The sequence below is a fragment of the Streptomyces sp. NPDC001532 genome, from assembly GCF_040298625.1.
Lineage (GTDB): Bacteria > Actinomycetota > Actinomycetes > Streptomycetales > Streptomycetaceae > Streptomyces.
On sequence record NZ_JBEPAL010000055.1, the window covers coordinates 16254 to 40182 of the forward strand.

The 23929-nt window shown below is 72.8% G+C and carries 20 protein-coding genes and 1 pseudogene; 9 read left to right on the forward strand and 12 right to left on the reverse strand.

The window, feature by feature from the left end; genetic code table 11:
- Positions 1-5: 5 nt before the first annotated feature.
- Together ABT232_RS33975 and ABT232_RS33980 are read right to left on the reverse strand one after the other, a co-directional pair.
- Positions 6-1166: a CaiB/BaiF CoA transferase family protein gene (locus ABT232_RS33975; protein WP_351847460.1), complete on the reverse strand. Its 1161-nt coding sequence runs from the start codon at positions 1164-1166 to the stop codon at positions 6-8.
- A 151-nt stretch (positions 1167-1317) separates the two neighbouring features.
- Positions 1318-1698: an MmcQ/YjbR family DNA-binding protein gene (locus tag ABT232_RS33980; RefSeq protein WP_351847463.1), complete on the reverse strand. Its 381-nt coding sequence runs from the start codon at positions 1696-1698 to the stop codon at positions 1318-1320.
- 103 nt (positions 1699-1801) lie between these two features.
- Between ABT232_RS33980 and ABT232_RS33985 the strand changes: the two genes are divergently transcribed.
- A complete protein-coding gene (locus ABT232_RS33985; protein ID WP_351847465.1) occupies positions 1802-2980 on the forward strand; it encodes a saccharopine dehydrogenase family protein in 1179 nt (392 codons plus the stop codon).
- Positions 2981-2990: 10 nt separating this feature from the next.
- Here ABT232_RS33985 and mmpA read toward each other — a convergent pair whose 3' ends face one another.
- The 4 genes and pseudogenes from mmpA to ABT232_RS34005 all read right to left on the reverse strand — a co-directional run bounded on the left by mmpA (position 2991) and on the right by ABT232_RS34005 (position 5513).
- On the reverse strand, positions 2991-3137 hold the full coding sequence (gene mmpA, locus ABT232_RS33990; RefSeq protein ID WP_351847468.1) for a morphogenic membrane protein MmpA: 147 nt from the start codon (positions 3135-3137) through the stop codon (positions 2991-2993).
- Positions 3138-3198: 61 nt separating this feature from the next.
- A complete protein-coding gene (locus tag ABT232_RS33995) occupies positions 3199-3927 on the reverse strand; it encodes an endonuclease V (RefSeq protein WP_351847470.1) in 729 nt (242 codons plus the stop codon).
- A 27-nt stretch (positions 3928-3954) separates the two neighbouring features.
- Positions 3955-4278, reverse strand: a complete 324-nt coding sequence (locus ABT232_RS34000) for a plasmid stabilization protein (protein ID WP_351847472.1) — start codon at positions 4276-4278, stop codon at positions 3955-3957.
- Positions 4279-4349: 71 nt separating this feature from the next.
- Positions 4350-5513 (reverse strand): annotated as a pseudogene (locus tag ABT232_RS34005) (WD40/YVTN/BNR-like repeat-containing protein).
- A 247-nt stretch (positions 5514-5760) separates the two neighbouring features.
- Here ABT232_RS34005 and ssgD point away from each other — a divergent pair.
- Positions 5761-6177, forward strand: coding sequence for a spore wall synthesis regulator SsgD (gene ssgD, locus ABT232_RS34010; RefSeq protein WP_351847475.1), 417 nt, complete (start codon positions 5761-5763; stop codon positions 6175-6177).
- Between the two features lie 105 nt (positions 6178-6282).
- On the opposite strand, the gene ABT232_RS34015 is transcribed toward ssgD, so the two are convergent.
- On the reverse strand, positions 6283-7113 hold the full coding sequence (locus tag ABT232_RS34015) for an isocitrate lyase/PEP mutase family protein (protein ID WP_351847478.1): 831 nt from the start codon (positions 7111-7113) through the stop codon (positions 6283-6285).
- A gap of 383 nt (positions 7114-7496) precedes the next feature.
- Between ABT232_RS34015 and ABT232_RS34020 the strand changes: the two genes are divergently transcribed.
- The 3 genes from ABT232_RS34020 to ABT232_RS34030 all read left to right on the forward strand — a co-directional run bounded on the left by ABT232_RS34020 (position 7497) and on the right by ABT232_RS34030 (position 11290).
- Positions 7497-9119: an ABC-F family ATP-binding cassette domain-containing protein gene (locus ABT232_RS34020; protein WP_351847481.1), complete on the forward strand. Its 1623-nt coding sequence runs from the start codon at positions 7497-7499 to the stop codon at positions 9117-9119.
- Between the two features lie 203 nt (positions 9120-9322).
- Positions 9323-10099, forward strand: coding sequence for a dimethylargininase (gene ddaH, locus ABT232_RS34025; protein ID WP_351847483.1), 777 nt, complete (start codon positions 9323-9325; stop codon positions 10097-10099).
- 216 nt (positions 10100-10315) lie between these two features.
- The gene (locus tag ABT232_RS34030) at positions 10316-11290 is read left to right on the forward strand and encodes an acyl-ACP desaturase (protein WP_351847486.1); all 975 of its coding nucleotides are present in this window, start codon (positions 10316-10318) and stop codon (positions 11288-11290) included.
- Positions 11291-11366: 76 nt separating this feature from the next.
- Here ABT232_RS34030 and ABT232_RS34035 read toward each other — a convergent pair whose 3' ends face one another.
- Complete coding sequence (locus ABT232_RS34035; RefSeq protein WP_351847489.1) at positions 11367-12701, reverse strand: SDR family NAD(P)-dependent oxidoreductase; 1335 nt, start codon at positions 12699-12701, stop codon at positions 11367-11369.
- Between the two features lie 158 nt (positions 12702-12859).
- Complete coding sequence (locus tag ABT232_RS34040) at positions 12860-13105, reverse strand: WhiB family transcriptional regulator (RefSeq protein WP_351847491.1); 246 nt, start codon at positions 13103-13105, stop codon at positions 12860-12862.
- Positions 13106-13357: 252 nt separating this feature from the next.
- Here ABT232_RS34040 and ABT232_RS34045 point away from each other — a divergent pair, with 252 nt between their 5' ends.
- The gene (locus tag ABT232_RS34045) at positions 13358-14143 is read left to right on the forward strand and encodes a VOC family protein (protein WP_351847493.1); all 786 of its coding nucleotides are present in this window, start codon (positions 13358-13360) and stop codon (positions 14141-14143) included.
- Positions 14144-14442: 299 nt separating this feature from the next.
- Here the strand turns inward: ABT232_RS34045 and ABT232_RS34050 are convergent, their stop codons facing one another.
- On the reverse strand, positions 14443-15483 hold the full coding sequence (locus tag ABT232_RS34050; RefSeq protein WP_351847495.1) for a LacI family DNA-binding transcriptional regulator: 1041 nt from the start codon (positions 15481-15483) through the stop codon (positions 14443-14445).
- Positions 15484-15931: 448 nt separating this feature from the next.
- Between ABT232_RS34050 and ABT232_RS34055 the strand changes: the two genes are divergently transcribed.
- Positions 15932-16810 (forward strand): hypothetical protein, encoded by an 879-nt coding sequence (locus ABT232_RS34055; RefSeq protein ID WP_351847498.1) that lies wholly within the window; start codon positions 15932-15934, stop codon positions 16808-16810.
- 121 nt (positions 16811-16931) lie between these two features.
- Here ABT232_RS34055 and ABT232_RS34060 read toward each other — a convergent pair whose 3' ends face one another.
- Positions 16932-17966 carry a multicopper oxidase domain-containing protein gene (locus ABT232_RS34060; protein ID WP_351847501.1) on the reverse strand — a complete coding sequence of 345 codons (1035 nt, stop codon included), beginning with the start codon at positions 17964-17966 and terminating at the stop codon, positions 16932-16934.
- A gap of 233 nt (positions 17967-18199) precedes the next feature.
- Between ABT232_RS34060 and ABT232_RS34065 the strand changes: the two genes are divergently transcribed.
- Both ABT232_RS34065 and ABT232_RS34070 read left to right on the forward strand, forming a co-directional pair.
- The gene (locus ABT232_RS34065) at positions 18200-20647 is read left to right on the forward strand and encodes a ThuA domain-containing protein (RefSeq protein ID WP_450871808.1); all 2448 of its coding nucleotides are present in this window, start codon (positions 18200-18202) and stop codon (positions 20645-20647) included.
- Positions 20644-22854, forward strand: a complete 2211-nt coding sequence (locus ABT232_RS34070; RefSeq protein ID WP_351847504.1) for an OmpL47-type beta-barrel domain-containing protein — start codon at positions 20644-20646, stop codon at positions 22852-22854. Before ABT232_RS34065 ends, ABT232_RS34070 begins: the two co-directional genes overlap by 4 nt.
- Here the strand turns inward: ABT232_RS34070 and ligD are convergent.
- Positions 22841-23866 carry a non-homologous end-joining DNA ligase gene (gene ligD, locus ABT232_RS34075; protein WP_351847507.1) on the reverse strand — a complete coding sequence of 342 codons (1026 nt, stop codon included), beginning with the start codon at positions 23864-23866 and terminating at the stop codon, positions 22841-22843. The two genes, ABT232_RS34070 and ligD, sit on opposite strands and share 14 nt — an antisense overlap.
- Positions 23867-23929 lie beyond the last annotated feature (63 nt).

Sequence of the window (23929 nt, forward strand, 5' to 3'; positions counted from 1 at the left end):
TGTGGTCACTGCGGGTTCCGGGGCTCGGCGGCCGCCGCCGGCGAGCCGAGTCGGGGCACGTCCCACTCGCGGGCCACGGTTTCGGTGTCGGCGCCGGGCCGGGCCGGGCCGGTGCGGACGGCGGTGGGGGTCGCGGAGAAGCGGGGCGCGGGGGCGGGCTGGGGGATGCCGCCGTGGTCGGTGAAGGTGCCGCGGGCGGCGAGGTGCGGGTGGTGCGGGGCCTCGCGCAGCGACAGCACGGGCGCCACGCAGGCGTCGGAGCCCTCGAAGACGGCCGTCCACTCGTCCCTGGTGCGGGACTTGAAGCGGGCCGCGACGAGGTCGCGCAGTTCGTCCCAGCGGGTGATGTCGTGGCGGGGCGGGGCCTGGTCGTCGAGGCCGAGCAGTTCGGTGAACCGGTCGTAGAACTGCGGCTCCAGGGCGCCGACGGCCATGTACCGGCCGTCGGCCGTCTCGTAGGTGCCGTAGAAGGGGCAGCCGCCGTCGAGGAGGTTGGCGCCGCGGTGGTCCTGCCAGCTGCCGGCGGCGAGCATGCCGTGGATCATCGTGGAGAGGTGGGCGGCGCCGTCGACGATGGCGGCGTCGACGACCTGGCCGGTGCCGGTGGCGCGGGCGTGGTGGAGGGCGGCGAGGACGCCGACGACCAGGTAGAGGGAGCCGCCCGCGTAGTCGCCGAGCAGGTTGGCGGGGACGGCCGGGGGCTCGCCGGGGGCGCCGATGATGCCGAGGGTGCCGGTGAGCGCGATGTACCCGATGTCGTGGCCGGCGCGGTCGGCGAGCGGGCCCTGCTGGCCCCAGCCGGTCATCCGCGCGTAGACGAGCCGCGGGTTGCGGGCGTGGCAGGGGTCCGGGCCGACGCCGAGCCGTTCGGCGACACCGGGGCGGTAGCCCTCGATGAGGACGTCGGCGCGGGCGGCGAGGTCGAGCACCAGGCCGGGGCCGTCGGGGGCCTTGAGGTCGACGATCACGGAGCGCTTGTTGCGGTTGGTGATGTCGAAGGCCGGGTCGATGCCGAGGGCGGGGCCGCCGGGGCGGTCGACGCGGACCACGTCGGCGCCGAGATCGGCGAGGAACATGGCGGCGAAGGGTCCGGGGCCGATGCCGGCCAGCTCGACCACGCGGACGCCGGAGAGCGGTCCGTGCGCTGACGTCCTGGCCGTGGCCATCCAGCCCCCTCACTGTGACACAACTGATGTAACACCGGTGATGGTAAGAACACGTTTCAGTCGACACAAGACCTGAAAGAGCAAGCGCTTAGCCCATTATGGGCACGCGGCACCGCGGCGGCGCGGGCTCAGCGCGCGTCCGGGTCCGCCGTCAGCGCGCGTCCAGGTCCGCTATCAGGCGCTTCGGGGCGATCGCGCGGTAGCTCTCCTCGACCCAGTCGCGCAGCAGCTCCGCCGAGGGGGCGCCCCTCTCCTCCAGCGGGAGGCTCACCCAGCCGGACCTGCCGAGGCCGTACCCAGCGGGCGCGGCGCCCGGAAAGGTCAGCGCGTGCGCGTGGGCGGTGTCGTCGCGGAGCTTGACGGTGACGCCCAGCGGATGGCTGCCGTCGTCCACGCCGAAGAAGACGAACACCTTCTTGTTGACCTTCGCGACGGACTCGCCCCACGGGAACTCCTCGACGGCACCCGGCAGCCCCAGGGCGAAGTCGCGTACTTTCTCCCACTTCTTCAGGGCGCTCGCGGCCACCGCCATCGTCCACCTCCGGGCTCGTCGTCGGGCTCCGCATCCTTCACGCTAGCCTCAGCCACCGACAGCGGCGCGGGCTGCGAGGGCTCGACGACGAGCGAGAGGTGTCATGAGCAGGCTGAACAAGGCGGACCGTCCGTACGACATCGTGCTCTTCGGGGCGACCGGCTTCGTCGGGACGCTCACCGCGGAGTACCTGGCCGCGCACGCGCCCGAGGGGCTGCGCTGGGCGATCGCGGGCCGCGGCGAGGAGAAGCTGCACCGGCTGCGCGAGCGGCTGCCCGGCGGCGCGGGCATCGGCGTGCTGCGCGCCGACGTCGCCGACCCCGCCTCGCTGCGGCGACTCGCGGAACAGGCGCGGGTGGTGGCCACGACGGTGGGCCCGTACGTGACCTACGGCGAGGAACTGGTCGCGGCCTGCGCGGACACCGGCGCCGACTACCTCGACCTCACCGGCGAGCCGGAGTTCGTGGACCTGATGTACGTCCGGCACGACGCCCGCGCGCGGGAGACCGGGGCGCGGCTGGTGCACGCCTGCGGCTTCGACTCCATGCCGCACGACCTCGGCGTGTACTTCACGGTCCGGCAGCTGCCCGAGGGCGTGCCGCTGACGGTGGACGGGTTCGTGACCGTGGACGCGGCGTTCTCCGGCGGCACGTTCGCCTCCGCGCTGAACCAGTTCGCGCGCGGACCGCAGCTGGCGGCCGCCGCGCGGGACCGCCGCCGGCACGAACCCCGGCTGGTTGCCCGCCGGGCCACGGCCCCGGTGGGCGGTCCGCGGTTCGCGCCCGAGGTCGGCGCGTGGGCGCTGCCGCTGCCCACCATCGACCCGCAGATCGTGCGCCGCTCGGCGCGGGCGCTGGAGCGCTACGGCCCCGACTTCCGCTACCGGCACTACGCCGCCGTCCGCCGGCTGCCGTTCGCCGTGGGCGGGGTCGCCGCCGTCTCCGCGCTCGCCGTGGCGGCCCAGGTGCCGCCCGCGCGGCGCTGGCTGTCCGGCCGGCTCAAGCCCGGCGACGGGCCGAGCGCGCAGAAGCGGGCGCGGAGCTGGTTCTCGCTGCGGTTCGTCGGCGAGGGCGGCGGCCGCCGGGTGTACACGGAGGTCGCGGGCGGCGATCCCGGCTACGACGAGACGGCCAAGATGTTCGCCGAGGCGGCGCTCTCCCTCGCCTTCGACGACCTGCCCGCGACGGCCGGACAGGTCACCACGGCGGTCGCGATGGGCGACGCGCTCACCGAGCGCCTGCGCGCGGCGGGCATCACCTTCCGGGTGGCCGCCCGCCGCTGAACCGGCCGCCCTACAGCGGCCACTGCACCACGGTGTAGATCATCCCGACGATCCACCCGAGCCCCGCGACCACGGCCAGCACCAGCGCGGCGTTCACCGCCCGCTCGACGGGACGCTCGGGGTCGGCGAGGGGCTTGGGAGCACGATGCGAGGTCATGCCCCCACCTTGCCGACCCCGACGCCCCGGGAACATCCGTACGGGTACTCAGTCGCCGTACTCAGGTACCCGTCGGTCCGAGGCTCGCCGCCGGCTCCTCCGTCGCCTCTCGCAGGGCCCGGCGGCACAGGGCGTCCGCTCTGCGGGTGGTTTCCGGGAGGCGGAATTCGGGGGTGAGGGCGAGGGTGTGGGCGCAGGCGTCGGGGAGGGTCACCCGGTGGCCCACGGAGACGAAGACCGGTTTGACGGAGGCGCGGGTGCGCAGGGCGCGGCCGACCTCCTCCCCGGTGTCCGCGCGGAGCGGGGCCGACGAGCCGCGCGGGGCGGCCGGTTCGTCGTAGGTGAAGGTGAAGGGGTTCTTGGCGACGCCGATGGTGGGCAGGCCGGTGAGGACGCCGAGGTGGCTGGCGAGGCCGAAGCGGCGGGGGTGGGCGAGGCCGTAGCCGTCGCAGACGACCAGGCCGGGCGGGCACGGCAGGGCGTCGAGGGCGGCCAGGACGGTGGGTATCTCGCGGAAGGCGAGCAGGCCCGGCACGTACGGGAACGAGATCCGGCCCACCGCCGTGGCCTGCGCGACCGTCTCAAGGGTCTGCGCGTCCAGGACGACGGCCGCCGCCGCGACCACGTCACGCGCGTCGTCGTAGGCGACGTCGACGCCCGTGACGTGTCCCGTGCCGGGCGGCGGCCCGGGTTCGTCCAGCACCACTCGTGCCCGCAGCTCGTCCTGGACGGCACGGGCCTCTTCCTCGGTCGCGGGCCAGCCCGCCGGAATGCGTACGGTCGTCGTCATCGTGGCAACGAGCGTACGCGGTACCTCTCACTTGCCGAGCGCGCGCTGCAACTGCTGCTTGTTCATGTCCGAACGGCCATGGATGTTGCGCTTCTTGGCCTCCTGGTACAGCTGGTCGTACGTAGGCCCCTGGGAGCCCTTTCCCGACCGCTGCCCGCCTCGCTTGCCGGACGACATGTCCTCGGTGGAGGTGCGGCTGGCGGTCTTGGACTCGCCGGAGCGGGCGCGTTCCTTGTTCACGGTGCGCGCCGCGATCTCCTTGGCGCGTCCGGTGCTCTCGCCCCGCTCCTCCGCGCTCTCCTTGATGTGCTCGTACTGGCGCTCCCGCTTGGGGCTCGAACCGCGTGGCATGTCCGCTCCTTCCGTCTCACGGTGCGTGAGCGAGTACCCACATCGTGGGGTACACCACGTGCCGCGCGCGATCAGTGCGCCAGGCGGGCCACCCGGCCCTTCTCCCCGGCGGCCCAGCAGCCGCGGCCGGGCGCGCAGTCCACGGTGTCGTACGAGCCCGTGTCGACCGTGCGCCAGCTGCGGCCGCCGTCGATGGTGAGGTCGGTGCCCGTGGGACCGACGGCCAGGGCGGCGGCGCGGCGGCCGGGGAGCCAGACGACTCCGGAGCGGTAGGCGGGCGGGGGCGTGGCGGCGGGCAGCCAGTCGCGGCCGCCGTCGGTGGTGCGGGCGCCGGCGTGGGGCGAGATCCGGTCGGGCCGGTAGTCACCGCCGACCGCGAGGCCGTGGGCGCGGTCGCGGAAGGCGAGCGCGAAGACGCCGCGGGCCGGGTCGCCGGCCGGGATCGGGGTGTCGGCGGTCGTCCAGGTGTGCCCGCGGTCGGCGGAGTGCAGCACCCGCGCGCGTGCGGCCCCGCCGGTGGCCAGCCAGACGTCACGGGGCCCGGCGGTGACCAGGCACTGCCCGCTCGCCGCGAACCCGGCCTCGCCGTCCAGGGCCGGTGGCATGCCCGAGTCGGGCAGCACGGTCCAGGAGCGGCCGCCGTCGCCGGTGGACAGGATGCGGAACCTGCCGTCCACGGGGTCGCTCATGGCCAGGCCGTGGCGGTGGTCGAAGAAGGCCATGCAGTCGTAGAAGGCGCGGGCGTCGGTGTTGCGGAAGGTCTCCGTCCAGCTCGCGCCGCCGTCGTCGGTGCGGTACACCCGGGACGCCTCGCCCTCGCCGATGGCCAGCACCACCGCGCGGCGGGCGTCGAAGGCCTCGATGTCCCGGAACTGGAGCTCGTCCGCACCCGGCGGCGAGACGTTCCGTCAGCTCGCCCCGCCGTCGGTGGTGCGCAGGACGGTGCCGCCGGTGCCGGAGACCCAGGCGACGTCCCGGCCGACGGCGGCGAGCCCGCGGAAGCGCACGTCGGTGGTGCCGGTGTCCTTCAGCTCCCAGTGCGGGGTCCGGGGCGCCGTGTCGTGCGCCCGCGCGGGGAGGGCCGTCAGCGCGGCCAGCGCCGCCGCGGCGGCGATCACCCGCAGCGCCCGCCCGGCCCGACCCGGCCGTCCAGGCCGTCGCTGCCGTCGCTGCCGTCCCGCCCCTGCCTCCTGTGCCGCCGGTGCCGTCCCTCGCGTGCTCCCCAAGCGCCTCATGGCGGGCGAAGCCAGCGGACCTCCCGAGGGCCGTCCAGAGGCCGTGCGCACCGGCAAGCGCGGAACGTAACGCACCACATGAGCCGTCTTGCGGCACATTCGCATGACTGAATCACGGCCGTGATGGAACACGGTGACGGAGGTCACTCGGCACGGGGGTGCACGGACCCGCCGATTCCGACGTCTCTCCCAGTGCCCGGCCTCGTCCCGGAAGTCCGTCCGGCCGCCGTCACAAGGGAGCAAGGCGTTGTCCACCGTCATCGAGCAGCCCGTCGAGGCCCGCCTCGTCGCCGCCGCGCCGCGGATGCCGAGCATCCCGGCCACGCTGTACTACGACCGGCGCGATCCGTTCGCGGTCCGGATGACCTTCCCTGCCCAGGCCACGCTGGAGGGTGTGGAGGTCTGCTGGACCTTCTCCCGCGAACTCCTCGCCGCCGGCCTGGAGGCCCCCGAGGGCCACGGGGACGTCCGGGTGCGGCCGTACGGCTACGACCGCACCGTCCTGGAGTTCCACGCCCCCGAGGGCACCGCCGTCGTGCACGTCCGCTCGGGCGAGGTGCGCCGGTTCCTGGAGGCCACCCGCCACCTGGTCCCCGAGGGCCTGGAGCACGCGCATCTCGACCTGGACCACGATCTGGCGGTGCTGATGCGGGACGCCTGCTGACCCGCGCCCGCCCCCTGGCCACGGCCGGGCCGATCCGAACGACGACGGCTGATCCGAACGACGACGGCCGATCGTAACGACGGGGCCTGATCCGAACGACGGGGCCTACCGCCCCAGCAGCTCGTTCAGCTCGCCATAGTCCACTCCCTCGGCCAGCGCGTCGTACGTCCCCGCGTCCAGCAGCTCCCGCGCGGCGCGGCGGACCAGGGCGTGCGCGGCCTGGGCGAGGCCGGCACCCACGCTGACCCGTGCGACGCCGAGCGCGGCCAGCTCGGCGACGGTCGGCGCGCCGGGGCCCGCCATCACGTTCAGCGGTCCGTCGACGCCGTCGACGAGCAGTTTCACCGTCCCCGGGTCGACGGCCCCGGGGACGAAGATCCCGTCGGCGCCCGCGGCCCGGAACACGGCGGCCCGCTCCAGGGTGGCGTCCACTCCCCCGGCACCTCGCAGAAAGGTGTCCACGCGCGCGTTGAGGAACAGCGGCACCCCCGCCTCGTCGGCCGCGGCGCGGGCGGCGGCGATCCGCTCGGCCTGCTCGGCGACCGGCCGCAGCGGTTCTTCGCCCGGCTCGTACAGCGCGTCCTCGATGTTGATCCCGACGGCCCCCGCCGCGAGCACCGCGCGGACGGTGTCGGCGACACCCGCCGGGTCCGCCGCGTAGCCGCTCTCGACGTCCGCGCTCACCGGCACGCCGACCGCTCCGGCGATCCCTGCGACGGCGGCGAGGGCCCGGTCGCGGTCGAGCCGGTCGCCGTCGGGCGCGCCCAGCTCCCAGGCGAGGCCGGCGCTGGTGGTGGCCACGGCGGCGGCACCGGCCTCCTCGACCAGTCGGGCGCTGGGGAGGTCCCAGGCGTTCGGCAGGACCAGCGGCCGGCCGGGGACGTGCAGGGAGCGGAAGGCCAGGGCTCGGTCGCGGAGCGTGGTGTGGTGGGTCATACGGCTCACTCAACCAGCCGGGGCGGTGCCCGGTCCGGCAGGAATCCGACATGGCCATGGCGGCCGGAAGACGGACATGATCATGGTCGGGGCGGCCGGGACGTGGCGTGCCTCGCGCGGTAATTGCGTTGACACCCTTCACGGCCCCTCGTACCGTCGATGGCGGTCCTGTTGCCGCCGATTGGAGAAGGACGTTGCTCGTCTGAGGTCCTGAGACACCACGTCACACACCACCCGTGTGTGCGCTGCGTGCGACCTCGGCATTCGAGCCGTCCCTGCGGAACAGGGCTTTTCCCGTGCCCTCGCCGATTCCGTGCTGGTCGCCGCCCTTCGGTGTCTCGACACGCGTTGCCCTGACCGCATCACGCAACCGCGAGGCCCGTATGCATACTTCGATCACCTGCACCTCCCTGTCCTTCACCTGGCCCGACGGCACCTCGGTCTTCGAGGGCCTCGACGCCGCCTTCGGCCCCGGCCGCACCGGGCTCGTGGGCGTCAACGGCTCCGGGAAGTCGACCCTGCTGAAGCTGATCGCCGCTGAACTCGCCCCCGCCGACGGCACCGTGCGGGTGGCGGGCGAGGTCGGCTACCTGCCGCAGAACGTCACCCTCGACACCGCCCTGCGGGTCGACGAGGCGCTGGGCATCGCCGGCCGCCGGGCCGCGCTGCACGCCATCGAGGCCGGTGACGCCTCCGAGGCGCACTTCGAGACGCTCGGCGACGACTGGGACGTGGAGGAGCGCGCGCTCGCGACCCTCGGCGAGCTCGGCCTCGGCCACATCGGCCTGGACCGCACCATCGGCGAGGTCTCCGGCGGCGAGTCGGTGCTGCTGCGGCTGGCCGCGCTGCTGCTCGCCCGCCCGGACGTGCTGCTGCTGGACGAGCCGACCAACAACCTCGACCTGTTCGCCCGCCGGCGGCTGTACGCGGCCGTGGACCCCTGGCCGGGTGTCATGGTCGTGGTCAGCCACGACCGCGAACTCCTCGAACGCGTCGACCAGATCGCCGATCTGCGCTCCGGGGAGATCACCTGGTACGGCGGGAACCTGTCCGCCTACGAGGAGGCGCTCGCCGTCGAACAGGAGGCGGCCGAGCGAATGGTGCGGGTCGCCGAGGCCGACTTCCGCAAGCAGAAGCGGGAACTGGCCGACGCCCATATGAAGCTGGCCCGCCGCAAGCGGTACGGCCAGAAGATGTGGGACAGCAAACGCGAGCCGAAGATCGTCATGGGGGCGCGCAAACGCTCCGCGCAGGAGTCCGCCGGCAAGCACCGCATCATGCACGAGGAGAAGCTGGCGGAGGCCAGGGAACGGCTCGACGAGGCGGTGGAGGCGGTCCGGGACGACGACGAGATCCGCGTCGACCTGCCGTTCACGGCCGTGCCGCCGGGCCGCGCCGTGCTGACCCTGCGGGAGCTGGAACTGGCGTACGGCGCGCGGGTGGCGGGCGGTCTCGATCTGCACGGGCCGGAGCGGATCGCGCTGATCGGGCGCAACGGCGCGGGCAAGACGACGCTGCTGCGCACCGTCGCCGGGGAACTGGCGCCGGTGGCGGGCGAGGCGACGGCCCATGTGCCGCTGCGGTTCCTGCCGCAGCGCCTCGACGTCCTCGACGGCGAGCTGACCGTCGCCGAGAACGTGGCCCGGTTCGCGCCGGGCGCCGGCAACAACCGGATCCGGGCGCGGCTGGCCCGCTTCCTGTTCCGGGGCGCGCGGGCCGACCAGAAGGCGGACACCCTGTCCGGCGGCGAGCGGTTCCGGGCGGCGCTGGCCGCGCTGATGCTGGCCGAGCCGGCCCCGCAGCTGCTGATGCTGGACGAGCCGACGAACAACCTGGACATGGCGAGCGTGCGGCAGCTCACCACGGCCCTGGAGTCGTACGAGGGGGCGTTGATCGTGGCCAGTCACGACCTGCCGTTCCTGGAGTCCATCGGCATCACCCGCTGGCTGCGGCTGGACGGGGAGCTCACGGAGACCACGCCGGAGGCCGTCGGGGACCCCGCCTGACGGCGCGGGCGGCGGGGTGGCGGTCCGGCGATGTGACGGTCCGGCGGTGATCCCGTGCCCGGCGCGGTCGTACCCGCCACGCCGGGCCGTCCTTGTCGACAATGGGTCGGCGCGACATGTCGACAATGGTCTGCGTGATGTGCGCCGGCCCCTCGACAGGTCGCGGCCACGACCAGGAACACCCATCCGATTCGGAGACCCTCGTGCCCAGCAAGAAGGCCCTCATCCGCCGCCCGAGCCCTCGCCTGGCCGAAGGCCTCGTCACGCACGTCGCACGGACGGAGGTCGACCTCGACCGCGCGGTCGAGCAGTGGGAGGCGTACGCCGAGGCGCTGCGCACCCACGGCTGGGAGACCGTCGAGGTCGACCCGGCCGACGACTGCCCGGACTCGGTGTTCGTCGAGGACACCGTGGTCATGTACCGGAACGTCGCCCTCATCACCCGCCCCGGCGCCGACTCGCGCCGCCCCGAGACCGCCGGCGTGGAGGAGGTCGTCGCGAGCCTCGGCTGCTCGGTGAACTGGATCTGGGAGCCGGGCACGCTGGACGGCGGTGACGTCCTGAAGATCGGCGACACGATCTACGTGGGCCGCGGCGGCCGTACCAACGCGGCCGGCGTGCAGCAGTTGCGGGCGGCCTTCGAGCCGCTGGGCGCGCGTGTGGTGGCCGTCCCGGTGAGCAAGGTGCTGCATCTGAAGTCGGCGGTCACCGCGCTGCCCGACGGGACGGTGATCGGGCGCATCCCGTTGATGGACGCGCCGTCGCTGTTCGGGCGCTTCCTGCACGTGCCGGAGGAGTCCGGGGCACATGTGGTGCTGCTCGGCGGGTACAAGCTGCTCATGGCGGCGAGTGCGCCGAAGACCGCGGAGCTGTTCGCCGACCTCGGTTACGAGCCGGTCCTGGTGGACATCGGGGAGTTCGAGAAGCTGGAAGGCTGTGTGACATGTCTCTCGGTGCGGCTGCGGGAGCTGTACGCCTGACGGGCGTGCCCGTCACCGGTTCGGCCTCGGGACCTGCGAGTCCCGGGGCCGCGCGGCACACCGGGGACACCCGGGGAAGAGTGCCTGATCAGCGATCTTTACGGTGAACTTAACCTACGGCTTCGTAACCTACGGGTTCGTAGCCTACGATCCCGTAGGTTCCGGCGCCGCCCGCCGGGGCACCCGTACGTCGAAGCCCGTCCCCCTGGAGTACCCGTGACGATCACCTCTTCCCACCTCGGCAGCTCTTCCGTCTGGACCGACGCACGGCTGCTGTACGCCTTGGAGGAAGTGGTCGAGAAGGAACTGAACCGGCATCTGGCGGTCGCCAAGGACTGGATGCCGCACGAGTACGTGCCGTGGAGCGACGGCCGCAACTTCCCCGGTTTCTTCGAGGACGGCGAGGCCTGGGAGAAGGAGCACTCCAAGGTCACCGAGATCGGCCGGATCGCGCTGGTGGTGAACCTGCTGACCGAGGACAACCTGCCCAGCTACCACCACGAGATCGCGAGCCTCTTCGGCCGTGACGGCGCCTGGGGCACCTGGGTGCACCGCTGGACGGCGGAGGAGGGCCGGCACGGCATCGTGATGCGCGACTACCTGCTCACCTCGCGCGCGGTGGACCCGGACAAGCTGGAGCAGTTCCGCATGTCCCACATGAGCGAGGGCTTCGAGTCCGACAACCGGCACTCGATGCTGCACTCGGTCGCGTACGTCGCCTTCCAGGAGCTCGCCACCCGCATCTCGCACCGCAACACCGGTCACCAGTCCGGTGACCCGGTCTGCGACCGCATGCTGGCGCGCATCGCGACCGACGAGAACCTGCACATGGTCTTCTACCGGAACCTGCTCAAGGCGGCCTTCGAACTCGCCCCCGACCTCACCATGATGGCGGTCCGCGACGTCGTGGTGAACTTCCGCATGCCGGGCCACGGCATCCCCGGCTTCGAGCGGGCCGCCGCGCAGATGGCGATCGGCGAGGTCTACAACCTGCGCATCCACCACGACGACGTCCTCCAGCCCGTGCTGCGCTTCCTGAAGATCATGGAGATCGACGGCCTCGGCCCGGAGGGCATGCAGGCGCAGGAGGAACTGGGCCTGTACATGGGCGGCCTCGACGCCGAGGCCGCGAAGTTCGACGAGAAGCTCGCGGCCCGCAAGGCCCGGATGGCCGCCCGCGCGGGAGCCTGACAGCCGCCCCCGCCCCCTCCCGGACCCACAGCGGCACCGGGAGGAGGCGGGGCGACGCCCGAGCGCCGGCCGCCGCTCACCACGCGGCCTCGCGGTAGTCCTTCAGGAACACCCCGGACACCGGGTCGCCGGCCTCGCCGCGGACGATCGGGTCGTAGACGCGGGCCGCGCCGTCCACCACGTCGAGCGGGGTGCGGAACCCGGCGCCGGCCATGCGGGCCTTCTTCGGGGCCGGGTTCTCGTCGGTGATCCAGCCGGTGTCGACGGCGCACATGTGCACGCCGTGACCGGCGAGTTCGGCGGCGCTGGTGCGGGTGAGCATGTTCAGCGCGGCCTTGGCCATGTTGGTGTGCGGATGCCCCGCCGTCTTGTTCCGCACCGCGAACCGGCCCTCGACGGCGGTCACGTTGACGACGTAGCGGCGCGGATGCGCGGAGGCGAGCAGCAGCGGCAGCAGGCGGTCGCAGAGCAGCGCCGGGGCGAGGGCGTTGACGAGCTGGGCCTCCAGGACCTCGGCCGGGTCGAGCGCGCCGAGCCGCGCCGACCAGGAGTTCTCCGGGGCCGGGTCGGGCAGCAGTCCGGCCTCGTCGGCCTCCCGCAGCACCACCGGCAGGGCCGCGGCGCCGCCCTCGATCATCCGCATCGGCGTGAACCCCGGCGCGGGCCGGGCGCCTTCGGGCAGTGCGTCGCGCTCACCGGCGGCCAGCAGCGCGTACGACTCCGGCGGGCGCCGCACGGTCTGCGCTGCGTTGTTGACGAGGATGTCCAGTGGCCGGCCCTCCTGCCGCAACTCCTCGCACAGGCCCAGCACCTGGCGGGGGTCGCGCAGGTCCACGGCGAGGACGGTGAGCCGGTCCAGCCACCGTCCGCTGCCCGGCGCGGCCCGGAAGCGCCGCACGTCGTGCGGGAAACGGGAGGTGACGAGGACCTCCGCGCCGTCCCGCAGCATCATCAGCGCCAGCTGGAAGCCGATCTTCACCCGGCCGCCGGTCAGCAGGGCCCGGCGGCCTCGGAGGTCGGTGGCCAGGGCACGGCGGGCGGTGTTGTCGGCGGCACAGCGCGGACACAGCCGGTGGTAGAAGGAGCCGACCTCACGGTAGGGCGCCTTGCAGACGTAGCAGCCGCGCGGCCTGGCGAGGACGCCCCCGGAGCCGGGCGCGTCCCGGGCGGCCAGCGGCGCGTCCTCGCGCCGGTCCAGGGCGCCGGTCGCGGTCGCGGCCATCACCGAGGCGTCGGCGGCGGAGGCCTCGGCATCGCGGGCCTTGCGGCGCCGCAGCCGGCCGTCCCGGGCGTAGGAGGCGGCGACCTGCTCGGTGCGCAGCCGTACGGGATCGTCCACGGGCAGGGCCCGCAGCTTGCCCACCACCCGGTGGAAAGCCGCCAGCTCCTCCTCCGTGACCGCGTCCGTCATCCGCCCCACCCCCCGGATCCGTTCGGGCCCCGGCCGGGTGCGGACCGGCGTGACCGCCTCGGGAAGGCGGCGAGTCCGCCGCTGCTCCCCAGGGCCCCGCCCCGTCCGGAGGTCCCGGGCGGCGCCCGAGGATCCTAACCGGGTGCGGCGGCGAGGGGTCAGGAGGAGGTGCGGCGCAGGTGGAGGCGTTCCTTCTCGGACAGGCCGCCCCAGACGCCGAAGCGTTCGTCGTTGGCGAGGGCGTAGTCGAGGCAGGCGGCACGCATGTCGCACATCCCGCAGATGCGCTTCGCCTCACGCACCGAGCTGCCGGGCTCGGGAAAGAAGAAGTCCGCCCCGGTCTGCGCGCACAGGGCCTGCGACTGCCAGGTGGGAGAGGCCGGGGTGATCGTGTCGAAGTGCATGGCCATGAGCGTGCCGGACGGCGAAAAACGTTCGATCAACGCCGGATCAACGCGGCGTTCCAGGCCCCGGGCCGCCCCGATGATGCCGTGCCCGCCCGCCCCGGCGCACGGCGGCGCGCGGAACGGTCCGGCAACCGGGAGAACCGTTGCGGCGACCGAGAGTGACCGGCGCGGTGGTTTCGGCGGCGGTTGTCAGTGGGCGGTGCGAGACTCGGCAGAAGAGGCAACTGGCCCCTTCCGAGGAGGGCGAAGATGCTCACCACTCGTTTCGTCGACGGCGCTCCCAACTGGCTCGACGTCGGCGCACCCGACATGGAGGGCGCGATCGCCTTCTACGGCGCGCTCTTCGGCTGGCGCTTCGCGTCGGCGGGGCCGGAGGCCGGAGGTTACGGCTTCTTCCAGCTGGACGGCAGAACCGCGGCCGGCGGGATGCGGACCACCCCGGAGCAGGGCCCGCCGGCCTGGACGGTGTACTTCCGCAGCTCGAACGCGGAGGCCACCACGGAGGCGGCCGAGATGGCGCACGGCGGGGTGCTCCTGCGGCCCATGGACGTGATGGGCGAGGGCAAGATGGCGATCCTGTCCGACAAGGCGGGCGTGCCGTTCGGCCTCTGGCAGCCGGGGCGGACGGAGGGCATCGACGTGGCGGGCGAGCCCGGCTCGCTGTGCTGGGTCGAGCTGTACACCCCGGATCTGCCGGCGGCCGCCGCGTTCTACCACGCGGTGCTGGGCCTGGAGACCTCCGGCACCGAATTCCCCGGCGGCGTCTACACCGCGCTGAACCCCTCGGGCGGCGGCGAGGACTCCATGTTCGGCGGGATCGTGCCGCTGATCGACGACCCGACGGAGGCCGGCCCTTACTGGCTCCCGTACTTCGAGGTGGCCGACGCCGACACCACGGCCGCCCGGACCGAGGAACTGGGCGGCACGGTCCGGATGCCGGCCACCGACGTCCAGGACGTGGGCCGCATCGCCAAGCTCGCCGATCCGTACGGCGCCCGCTTCGCGGTGATCAAGAGCCTGCCGTCGGAGCAGTGAACGGGGCCTGCCCGGTGAGCCGGGCGGGCGGGCGCGGAGTGTCAGGCGGGGTGGGGGCTTGGGCGGGGGCGGAGCGTCAGGCGGGGCGGGGGCTTGGGCGGGCGTGCAGTGTCACGCGGCGCGGGCAGGGCAACGGGGGGCTGCGGGTCGCGCGGGGCTGTGCGTCACGCGGCACCCTGCATCAGGCCGGCGCCGCCGGCCACGCGCACCGCGTATCACGCGGGGCCGTGGGCCGCGCGCCGCCGTTAGCGGGCGGGGCCGTGGGCCTCGCGGCGCCCTGCGTCACGCGGCGCCATGCCTCACGCCGAGGCGCGCCGCACCAGCGTGGTGGGCAGTACCACGCCCGTCGAGGGGTCCGGTGCGCTGTCGTCGTCCGGGGTGCGGCGGTCGAGGCGGCGCAGCAACAGGCGGGCCATCAACCGGCCCATCTCCTCTATGTCCTGACGGACCGTCGTCAGCGGCGGGTCGGTCTGCTCGGCCACGGGCAGCATGTCGTCGAAGCCGATCACGGCGACGTCCTCGGGCACCCGGCGGCCCCGCTCCCGCAGGACCCGCAGCGCGCCCGCCGCGGTGAGGTCGTTCGCGGCGAACACCGCGTCCAGATCGGGCACGCGGTCGAGGAGTTCACGCATGGCCCGCTCTCCGCCGGCCGGCGTGAAGTCGCTCTCGACGATCAGCCGGGGATCGGCGTCAGGCACCACGTCCCGGTAGCCGTCCAGCCGGTCCGCCGCCGACGTCTGGTCGAGGGGCCCGGTGATGTGCGCGATACGACCACGGCCGAGGCCGGCGAGGTGGCGCACGGCGTCGCGGGCGCCGCCGCGGTTGTCGCTGTCGACGTACACGGCCCGCTTCGTGGCATCGCTCCAGCCGGGCCGCCCGCCGAACACGGTCGGTACTCCGGCACCCTGGATCAGCTCGGGCAGCGGGTCGTCGAGGTGCAGGGAGAACACCAGGGCGCCGTCGACATGGCCGCCCGCGAGATAGCGGCCGACGCGGGAGTGGTCGTCGCGGCCCTCGGTCAGCAGCAGCACCAGCTGGTTGTCGTGGGCCGTCAACTCCTTGCTGATGCCGCGCAGTTGCAGCGCGAAGAAGGGGTCGGCGAAGACCCGGGCCTCCGGTTCGGCGATGACGACGGCGACCGCGTCGTGCCGTCTGGTCACCAGGCTGCGGGCCGCCTGGTTGGGGACGTAGCCCAGTTCCTCGACCGCCCGCCGGACCCGTTCGACGAGGGGTTCGCGCACTCCGTCCCCGCCGTTGACGACCCGGGAGACGGTGGCCCGCGACACTCCCGCCCGCGCGGCCACGGCCTCCAACGTGGGACGGGACGCTGCCTCGGTCACTGAACGACTCCTCCTGGGCGGTTGCCGATCAGGATAGCCGCGGGCCACCGGGGCCGACCGGGCGCGGTCGATGAGCATGGTCTACGGCACTGCGGCGGCTGCGATCGGCGGCCACGGCCGGCCGGCACGGAGGCGGCTGCGATCGGCGAGCACGGCCTGCGGGCACGGCCGACGCGCCCTCCTCCTCCTCCTCCTCCTCCCCCCCCCCGACGGCCACGACCGACCGGCACTGCCGACGAGCACCCCCGACGCGCCCCCCGACAGCCACGACCGACCAGCACCGCCGGCAGGCACAACCGACGGGCACCCCCGCCGCCACGACCGACCGGCACCCCCGACGGGCACGGCCGACGCACACCCCCCGACGGGCACCTCCGACGCGCACGTAAACCCATTGCCTCCACGGCAGCACCCGGTGATGATCACGGCATGACGAAGAGAAAGGCCCATGCCGAGTAGGCCCGCCGAGACGCGGCTCGCACCGTACGCACGACTGCCGCGCGCCTACCGGGACCGGGACGTGCTGCACAGCACGGTGGACGCGGACGGTCTCGCGCACTGGCTCGTCGGACGGCGGAGACCACGGGGCGCCCCGGCCGATCCCTACGACGCCGTGGTGGTCACCGTCGGGAACGGGCAGCCCCGGGAGACGCGGTTGAGTACCGTCACCGCTCGCTTCCCCCACCTCGCCGCTCTCCCGGACGGCGGCTTCGCCGTGGCGGACGCGCGGTCCCGCGGGGGCGACCAGCAGGTGCAGGTGTTCGACGCGCTGGGCCGGCCCTCGTGGACGTTCCGGGTCGGCGACGCCATCGAGCACTTCCTCACCGACGGGGCGGGCGACCTGTGGGTCGGCTACTTCGACGAGGGCGTCTTCGGCGATCCGCTGAGCGCGCCCGGCGTACGGCACTGGACGGCCACGGGCGAGAGCGTCTGGGAGTACCGGCCCGCCGACGGCGCGGACGCGATCTCCGACTGCTACGCGCTGAACGTGTCCGGGCGGACCGCCTGGGTCTGCCCGTACACCCGTTTCCCGCTGCTGGAGATCGGCGCCGACCACAGGGTCCGGGTGCGGGAGAACCCCATAAGGTCGGTCGTCGGGTTCGCCGTGCACGCCGAACGCGTGGTGCTGTTCGGCCGTCGCGGCGAGCAGCGCGACCGCCTGGTCGACTCCCGTCTCACCGACACGGCCGTGGAACCGCTGGCCGAGAGCCGGCTGGTCCGCCCGGACGGCGACCCGCTGGGCCGCCGCCGGGTGGTCTCACGCGGACCGCGCCTCTACGTCCAGGAGGAACCGGCCACCGAGTGGTGCGTCCTGGACATCGGCTGACGTGACCGGCCTCCCGACCGACGCGATGACCGGCGCAAAACGTCCGGCCCGATGACCGGCGCAACGTCCGACGCAAGGTCCGGCGCGATGACCGGCGCAACGTCCGGTGCGGTGACCGGCGTCAGTGCTCGTGCCCGGAGTGGGACATACCGGAGTGGGACATGCCTTGGCGGGGCTCCCCGGACGCGGACGACTGTTCCCGCGACGTCGTGTGCGGCTCGTGCGGCTCGTACCCCGGGATCGTCCCGTCCGCCTTCTTCACCAGGAACAGCCCCACCATCCCCATGTCGGAGTGGCTCTGCACATGGCAGTGGTACATCCAGGCCCCGGCGCCGACGCCCTCACCCGCGATCACCTGGAAGCCGAAGGAGTCCGCCGGGCCGACGATCTTGTTGTCGATGACCTGGCTGGGGTCGTCGGGGCCGGTCAGCATGCCGGTGCGGTTGTCGGCCCAGCGATGCCCGTGCATATGGAAGGTGTGGTAGTACTCGCCGTGCGTGATCATCACGAACTCGACGCGGTCGCCCACCGTGGCCTCGAAGTTCGGGCCGCTGTGCGCCGGCTTGTTGTTGATCAGCATGTCGTTGAAGACGATGGTGTGGGTGGCGTCCGGGAGGATGTCGCCCTGTCTGCGCACGATCACCGGCCCGTAGAGGCCTTTGCGGATGCCGCCGGTGCCGTGCTCGGTGCCGACGACATGGTCGTGGTAGTGCCAGTAGCCCGCGCTGCCCGCCCGCCAGGTGCCGTCCTTGCGGCGGCCGGGGGCGTGGGTGCGCCAGGTGTAGGTGCGGGTGCCGCCGGGTTCGACGTCGCTCTTGTTCATCCTGGTGCCGTCGCTGGAGATCTCGTAGTCCAGGCCGTGCGCGTGCAGGCTCACCGGCACGTCCATGGTGTTCTCGAAGTCGATGTGCAGGGTGTCGCCCTCGTTGAGCTCGATCAGCGGCCCGGGGATCGTCGCGCCGCCCTTCTCGAAGCCGTAGCCCATCTGCCCGTCGGCGAGCCTCTCGGCGTAGAGCCGGATGCGTCTCACCTGGCCGCCGGCCGGGGCCGTTCTCGCCGGCTCACTCGCGCCGGTGGCCTCGGAGGCCAACGACAACGATGTCGCGACGGCCGCGCCGCCCAGGAGGATCCGCCGGTTGAAGCCACGTCTGTCCATGCCGAACTCCCCACTCCGGTACGGAATTCGAGACGGTAGCGGGGGTTCCGGTGTTTATCCACACCCAGGACAAAGTTCGTTCGATCCCGGTCATACCTATTGGCGAACCGAGCAAAGAGGTCTAGCTTCCTTGGCGCTGTTGCTGTGACCGAGGAGGGGTGGGTGACCACGTGCGGTCCACGTCGCACCAACGACCCAGGTTCTTACGACGGTCGACGACCGGCAGGCGGGCCGTGACGGCCGTCCTGACCGCCGGTTTCGTCACCGCCGGTCTGCTCTCCGGCTCCGCCGCGAGTGCGCGGCCGGCGCCGGAACCGTCGCTGACAACGATGTCCGTCAAGTCGCCGCCGGGCGGCGCGAATGTACGCGTGCTGATCTTCTACGGATCCGCGGCGGCCGGGGACGAGTCCCCGCTCGTGAACGCCGGGATCGAGGCGATCGAGCGGATCGGGCTGTCAGGTCCGGCCGACCAGCGTTTCACGGTCACGGCCACCGACGACGCCTCGGTCTTCACCGACGGGAGGAGGCTCGGGCGGTTCAACGCCGTCGTGTTCCTCACCGGCGGCGGTGACGTCCTCGACCCGGAGCAGGAAGCGGGCCTGGAGACCTACCTGGAGGCCGGCGGCGGTTTCGTCGGCATCCATGACGCGGCCCGCGCGGAGCCGTACTCGGACTGGTTCACCGGGCTCATCGGCGCCCGGCCGGCCGCCTCCAGCCCCACCGCGGTGCAGCGGGCGACGGTCGAGGTCGGCGACCGCGGGCATCCGGCCACCAAGGATCTGCCGGTGCGGTGGAAGCGCCCCGACCGGTGGCTGAACTGGGTGAAGAACCCCTCGGGCGATGTGCATACGGTCGCCCGTGTGAGGGAGTCGACCTACCAGCCGGGGGCGAGCGCCAACGGCTGGGACCATCCGGTCAGCTGGTGCCGTGACTACGACGGCGGCCGGTCCTTCTACACCGGCATGGGCGGCACCGTGTCGTCCTACGACGAGACCGACTTCCGCGCCCATCTGCGCGGCGCCCTGCTGTGGACCACGCGGCTGGTGCGCGCCGACTGCAAGGCCACCATCAGCGGCAACTACAAGGCCGAGCGCCTGACCCGGCCCAACCAGCCCGGGCAGAACGACCAGATCGGTGAGCCGCACGGCCTGGTCACCGCCCCTGACGGGCGGGTGTTCTACATCGGCCGCGGCGGCGCCGACTCCTCCCGGCCGGTGGTCACCGACTGGAACGACCCGGACATCGGCAAGGGCAAGGGCCAGATCCACGTCTACGACCCGAGGACCGGACAGGTGACCCTGGCGGGCGAGCTGACCGTCTTCGGCAACAAGGGCGGCGGCGACGAGCTGGTCAAGGTCGAGGAGGGCCTGCTCGGCATCGAGCTGGACCCGCGCTTCGCGGAGAACGGCTGGGTGTACCTGCACTACACCCCGCACTCGGGGATCGACCGCGCGACCAGAACGGCCGAGCGGCGCGTCTCCCGCTTCACCCTCGACCGCGCGACGGACAAGCTGGACCTCGGCAGCGAGAAGGTGCTGCTGAAGTGGCCGGTGCAGATCCACAGCTGCTGCCACGCCGGCGGCGGGATGGCCTGGGACTCCCAGGGCAATCTGTACATCGCCACCGGCGACAACAACTCCAGCGGCTTCAGCGGTGGTTACTCGGGCAACAACCCGCAGCCGAACTTCCGGGGCGTGTCCTTCGCCGACGCGCGCCGCACCGCCGGCAACACCAACAACCTCAACGGCAAGATCCTGCGCATCCACCCGGAGCCCGACGGGACCTACACCCTCCCCGACGGCAACCTCTTCACCGGCCGGGAGACCGACGAGGGCGGCGGCAAGACCCGCGGCGAGATCTATGTGATGGGGGTGCGCAACCCGGCGCGGATCTTCGTCGACAAGAGCACCGACGTCCTGTACGCGGGCTGGGTCGGCCCGGACGCCTCGGCGCCGTCGCCGGTGTGGGGTCCGGCCAAGTACGACACGTTCGCCGTGATCACCGAGGCGGGCAACCGGGGCTGGCCGTACTGCATGGGCAACAAGCAGCCGTACCGGGACCGGAACCTGCCGGATCCGACGCAGCCGCTCGGCTGGTACGACTGCGACCACCCGCGCAACGAGTCGCCGAACAACGACGGGCTGGTCGACCTGCCGCCGGTCACCGGCAACAACATCTGGTACTCCCCGCAGGGTGGCGGGCCCGACTTCCCGCGTGACGCGAACGGAGTGCCGTCCTACCGGCAGGAGCAGGCCATGTACGCGCTGCCCTGGCTGAAGGGCGGCGGGCAGGCCGCGATGAACGGGCCGGTCTACCGCCACGACGACGACTCGCCCACCAGTGCGGTGGCGTGGCCGCGGTACTGGGACGGCAAGTGGTTCGTCGGTGACTTCTACGACGCCGACCAGCCACGCAACGCGGTGCTGATGGACCCGCTGACGCAGGGCGACGGCGGACTGCCGGTGCACTCGGAGTCGCTGAAGCGGATCGTGCCGATCGGCAACGACGGCATCAAGAACCTCATGGACTGGAAGTTCGGTCCGGACGGTGCGCTGTACCTGCTCGACTACGGCCGCGGTTTCTTCACCTCGGACGCCAAGTCCGCCCTGTGGCGGGTGACGTACACCGGCGGCGGTCCCACGCCGGCCGCCGACCGGCTCGCGAGGGGGTCCCAGTCGTGAGGATCGTGGAACGCCGGCCGCGAGCCGTCGCCGTCCTGCTGGCGGGGCTGCTCCTGCTGCTCGGCGTGCGGACCGCCCCGGTGGCCGCAGGACAGAGCGAACCGCCCGCTCCCGCCGCCGCCCAGGTGCTGACCTGGACGGCCGGCGACGACATCACCAAGTACACCTCGGCGCCCACGACCGCGGTGGCGGGTCCGGCGACGATCGTCTTCGAGAACAGCGCGGCCACCGGCAACACCACCGGCATGCCGCACACGCTGACCTTCGCCACCAGCGACCCGGAGTTCAACGGCGACGTCCCGCTGAACATCCTGGCGAGCCCCAACGACGACACGGCCGGCCGGCACACCGCCGAGGTCACCCTCTCCCCCGGCCGCTACTTCTACCACTGCACGATCCCCGGCCACGGGGCCATGCAGGGCATCCTCGTGGTGAGCGAGGGCGGCGGCGAGGACACGACACCGCCGGAGGCGTCGGCGGAGGTCTCCGGGACGCGGAACGCACAGGGGCAGTACGTCGGTTCGGCGAGCGTCGCCGTCCGGGCGACGGACGACGGCTCCGGTGTCGACCGTGTGCAGTACGCGGTCGGCGACAGCGGTGACTGGCTCCCGTACACCGCCCCCGTCGTCGTCGACCAGGTCGGCACCCACACGATCCGCTACCGCGCCTACGACAAGGCGGGCAACGTCTCGACGGAGCGGAGCGTCGAGTTCACGGTCGTCGCGCCGCCGTCGGACGACACCACCGCGCCGGAGACCTCGGCCACCGTCAGCGGCGACCGCAACCCGGACGGCACCTACGTCGACATGGCCACGGTCACCGTCACCGCCTCGGACACCGGGTCCGGGGTGAACACCATCGAGTACGCGATCGGCGCGGCCGGTGCCTGGCAGCCGTACACCGCGCCGGTGATGGTGCACCAGGCCGGCACCCACACCGTCCGCTACCGGGCGACCGACAAGGCGGGCAACATGGCCGCCGAGAAGAGCGTGGAGTTCACGGTGGCCGCCGCGCCGCCCGAGGACACCACCGCACCGGTGACCGGTGTGACCGTGGACGGCAGCCGCAACTCCGACGGCGCGTACGTCAGCCGGGCCACCGTGACCGTGAGCGCGACGGACACGGGTGGGTCGGGCGTCGACCGGATCGAGTATTCGCTCGACAGTGGACCGTACATCGCATACACCACACCGCTCATCGTCGACCGGGCCGGTGCCCACACCGTCGCCTACCGCGCGACCGACAAGGCCGGCAACACCTCCCCCGCCCGCACGGTGAGCTTCACCGTGGTCTCCGGCCAGGTCCCGGCCCCCGGCTGCCCGGAGTACGACGAACGCCGCACGGTCATCGTCGGAACGGTCGACTCGGGCGTCCCCAACCGGGTCACCGACAACCGGTGCCGGATCAACGAGCTGATCGAGGACGAGAAGGAGTGGTCCTCGCAGGCCCTGTTCCTCAAGCATGTGAAGACGGTCCTCGACCGGCTGCTGCGCGAAGGGGTGGTCGACCAGCGGGAGTACACCGCGATCCAGCGGGCGGCCCGCCAGTCCGGCATCGGCAGGCCCGGCCAGACCGAGGGCTACCGCACGATCTTCGACGGCACCGCGGACTCCTTCGCCGACTGGCAGCACGTCGGCGGCGGTTCCTTCACCCTGAACGCCGACGGGTCGATGACCAGCGGCACGACAAAGGCGGGCCTCGGCATGCTGTGGTTCCCGCAGCGCAAGTACGGCGACTTCTCGCTGCGCCTGCAGTGGCGCGACGACGCTCCGGGCACCGGCAACGCCAACTCCGGTGTCTTCGTGCGCTTCCCGTGGGTCCACGACCACCCCGAGGAGCCGCGCCCGGAGTGGGTCGCCATCAAGTACGGCCACGAGGTGCAGGTGTTCGACCGGCCCGACGGCGACATGTACAAGACGGGGTCGGTCTACGGCTTCGACCGGGTCGGCCTGGCCGGCGCGGGCGTGACGCAGAAGGGCACCTGGAACGACTACGAGATCCGCGTGGTCGACCAGCACTACTCGGTCTACCGCAACGGTGTGCTGATCAACGAGTTCGACAACTTCGGCGGCCAGGACTTCTCCCCGCCCCGCGCCGACGACCCGGGCACCGACGGGCGGCGCTTCGCCTCCGGCTACCTCGGGCTCCAGGTGCACGGCACCACGGACGTGGTGTCGTACCGGGACATCCGGATCAGGGAGTTGTAGGCCGCTCCTTGCGGGCGCGGCTGGGCTGTACCCGCTTGGGCTCCCCGGGCATCTTGGGGTGGTCCGGCGGGTACGGCAGGTCGCCGAGCCTGTGGTCGCGCTCGTCCCGGGCGGCCAGCTCCAGCAGGGCCTCCAGGGAGTAGCGGTGCTCGTCCATGTCCGCGTGCACGTCGCCGACCTCGGCGAAGCGCGCGGGCATGGTCGCGAGGTCGAAGTCACGGGGGTGCGCCTCGCCGACCTCCTCCCAGCGCAGCGGCGCGGAGACGGGGGCGTGCGGGCGGGGCCGTACGGAGTAGGCGGAGGCGATGGTCCGGTCCCGGGCCGTCTGGTTGTAGTCCAGGAAGATCCGCTGCCCCCGCTCCTCCTTCCACCACTTGATGGTCACCTGGTCGGGCATCCGGCGCTCCATCTCGCGCCCGACGGCGATGGCGGCGCGGCGGACCTGGGTGAAGGTCCAGCGCGGCTCGATCGGCACGAAGACATGCAGTCCGCGCCCGCCGGAGGTCTTGGGGAAGCCGCGCAGTCCGCCGAACTCGTCGAGCACGGCGCGCAGTTCGTGGGCGGCCCGGACGGCGTCGTCGTAGTCGGTGCCGGGCTGCGGGTCGAGGTCGATGCGCAGTTCGTCGGGGCGGTCGACGTCGTCACGGCGGACCGGCCAGGGGTGGAAGGTGAGGGTGCCGTACTGGGTGGCCCACAGCACGGCGGCCTCCTCGGTGGGGCACATCTCGTCGGCGCTGCGGCCGCTGGGGAAGGTGATGTGGGCGGTGGGGATCCAGTCGGGCATGCTCTTGGGCGCCCGCTTCTGGTAGAACCACTCGCCCGTCACTCCGTCGGGGTAGCGCTCCAGGGTGGTGGGACGGTCGCGCAGGGCGCGCAGGATGCCGGGGCCGACGGCCTGGTAGTAGCGGGCGAGGTCCAGCTTGGTGAATCCGCGCTCGGGGAAGAAGATCTTGCCGGGGTTGGACAGCCGCACGGTCCGGCCGCCCGCCTCGAGTTCCACCGCTTCTCCCATGCGAGCCACGGTAGGCGTACCGCCCGTTCCTCGCATACCGGACACCACCGCTCACAGGCCGCC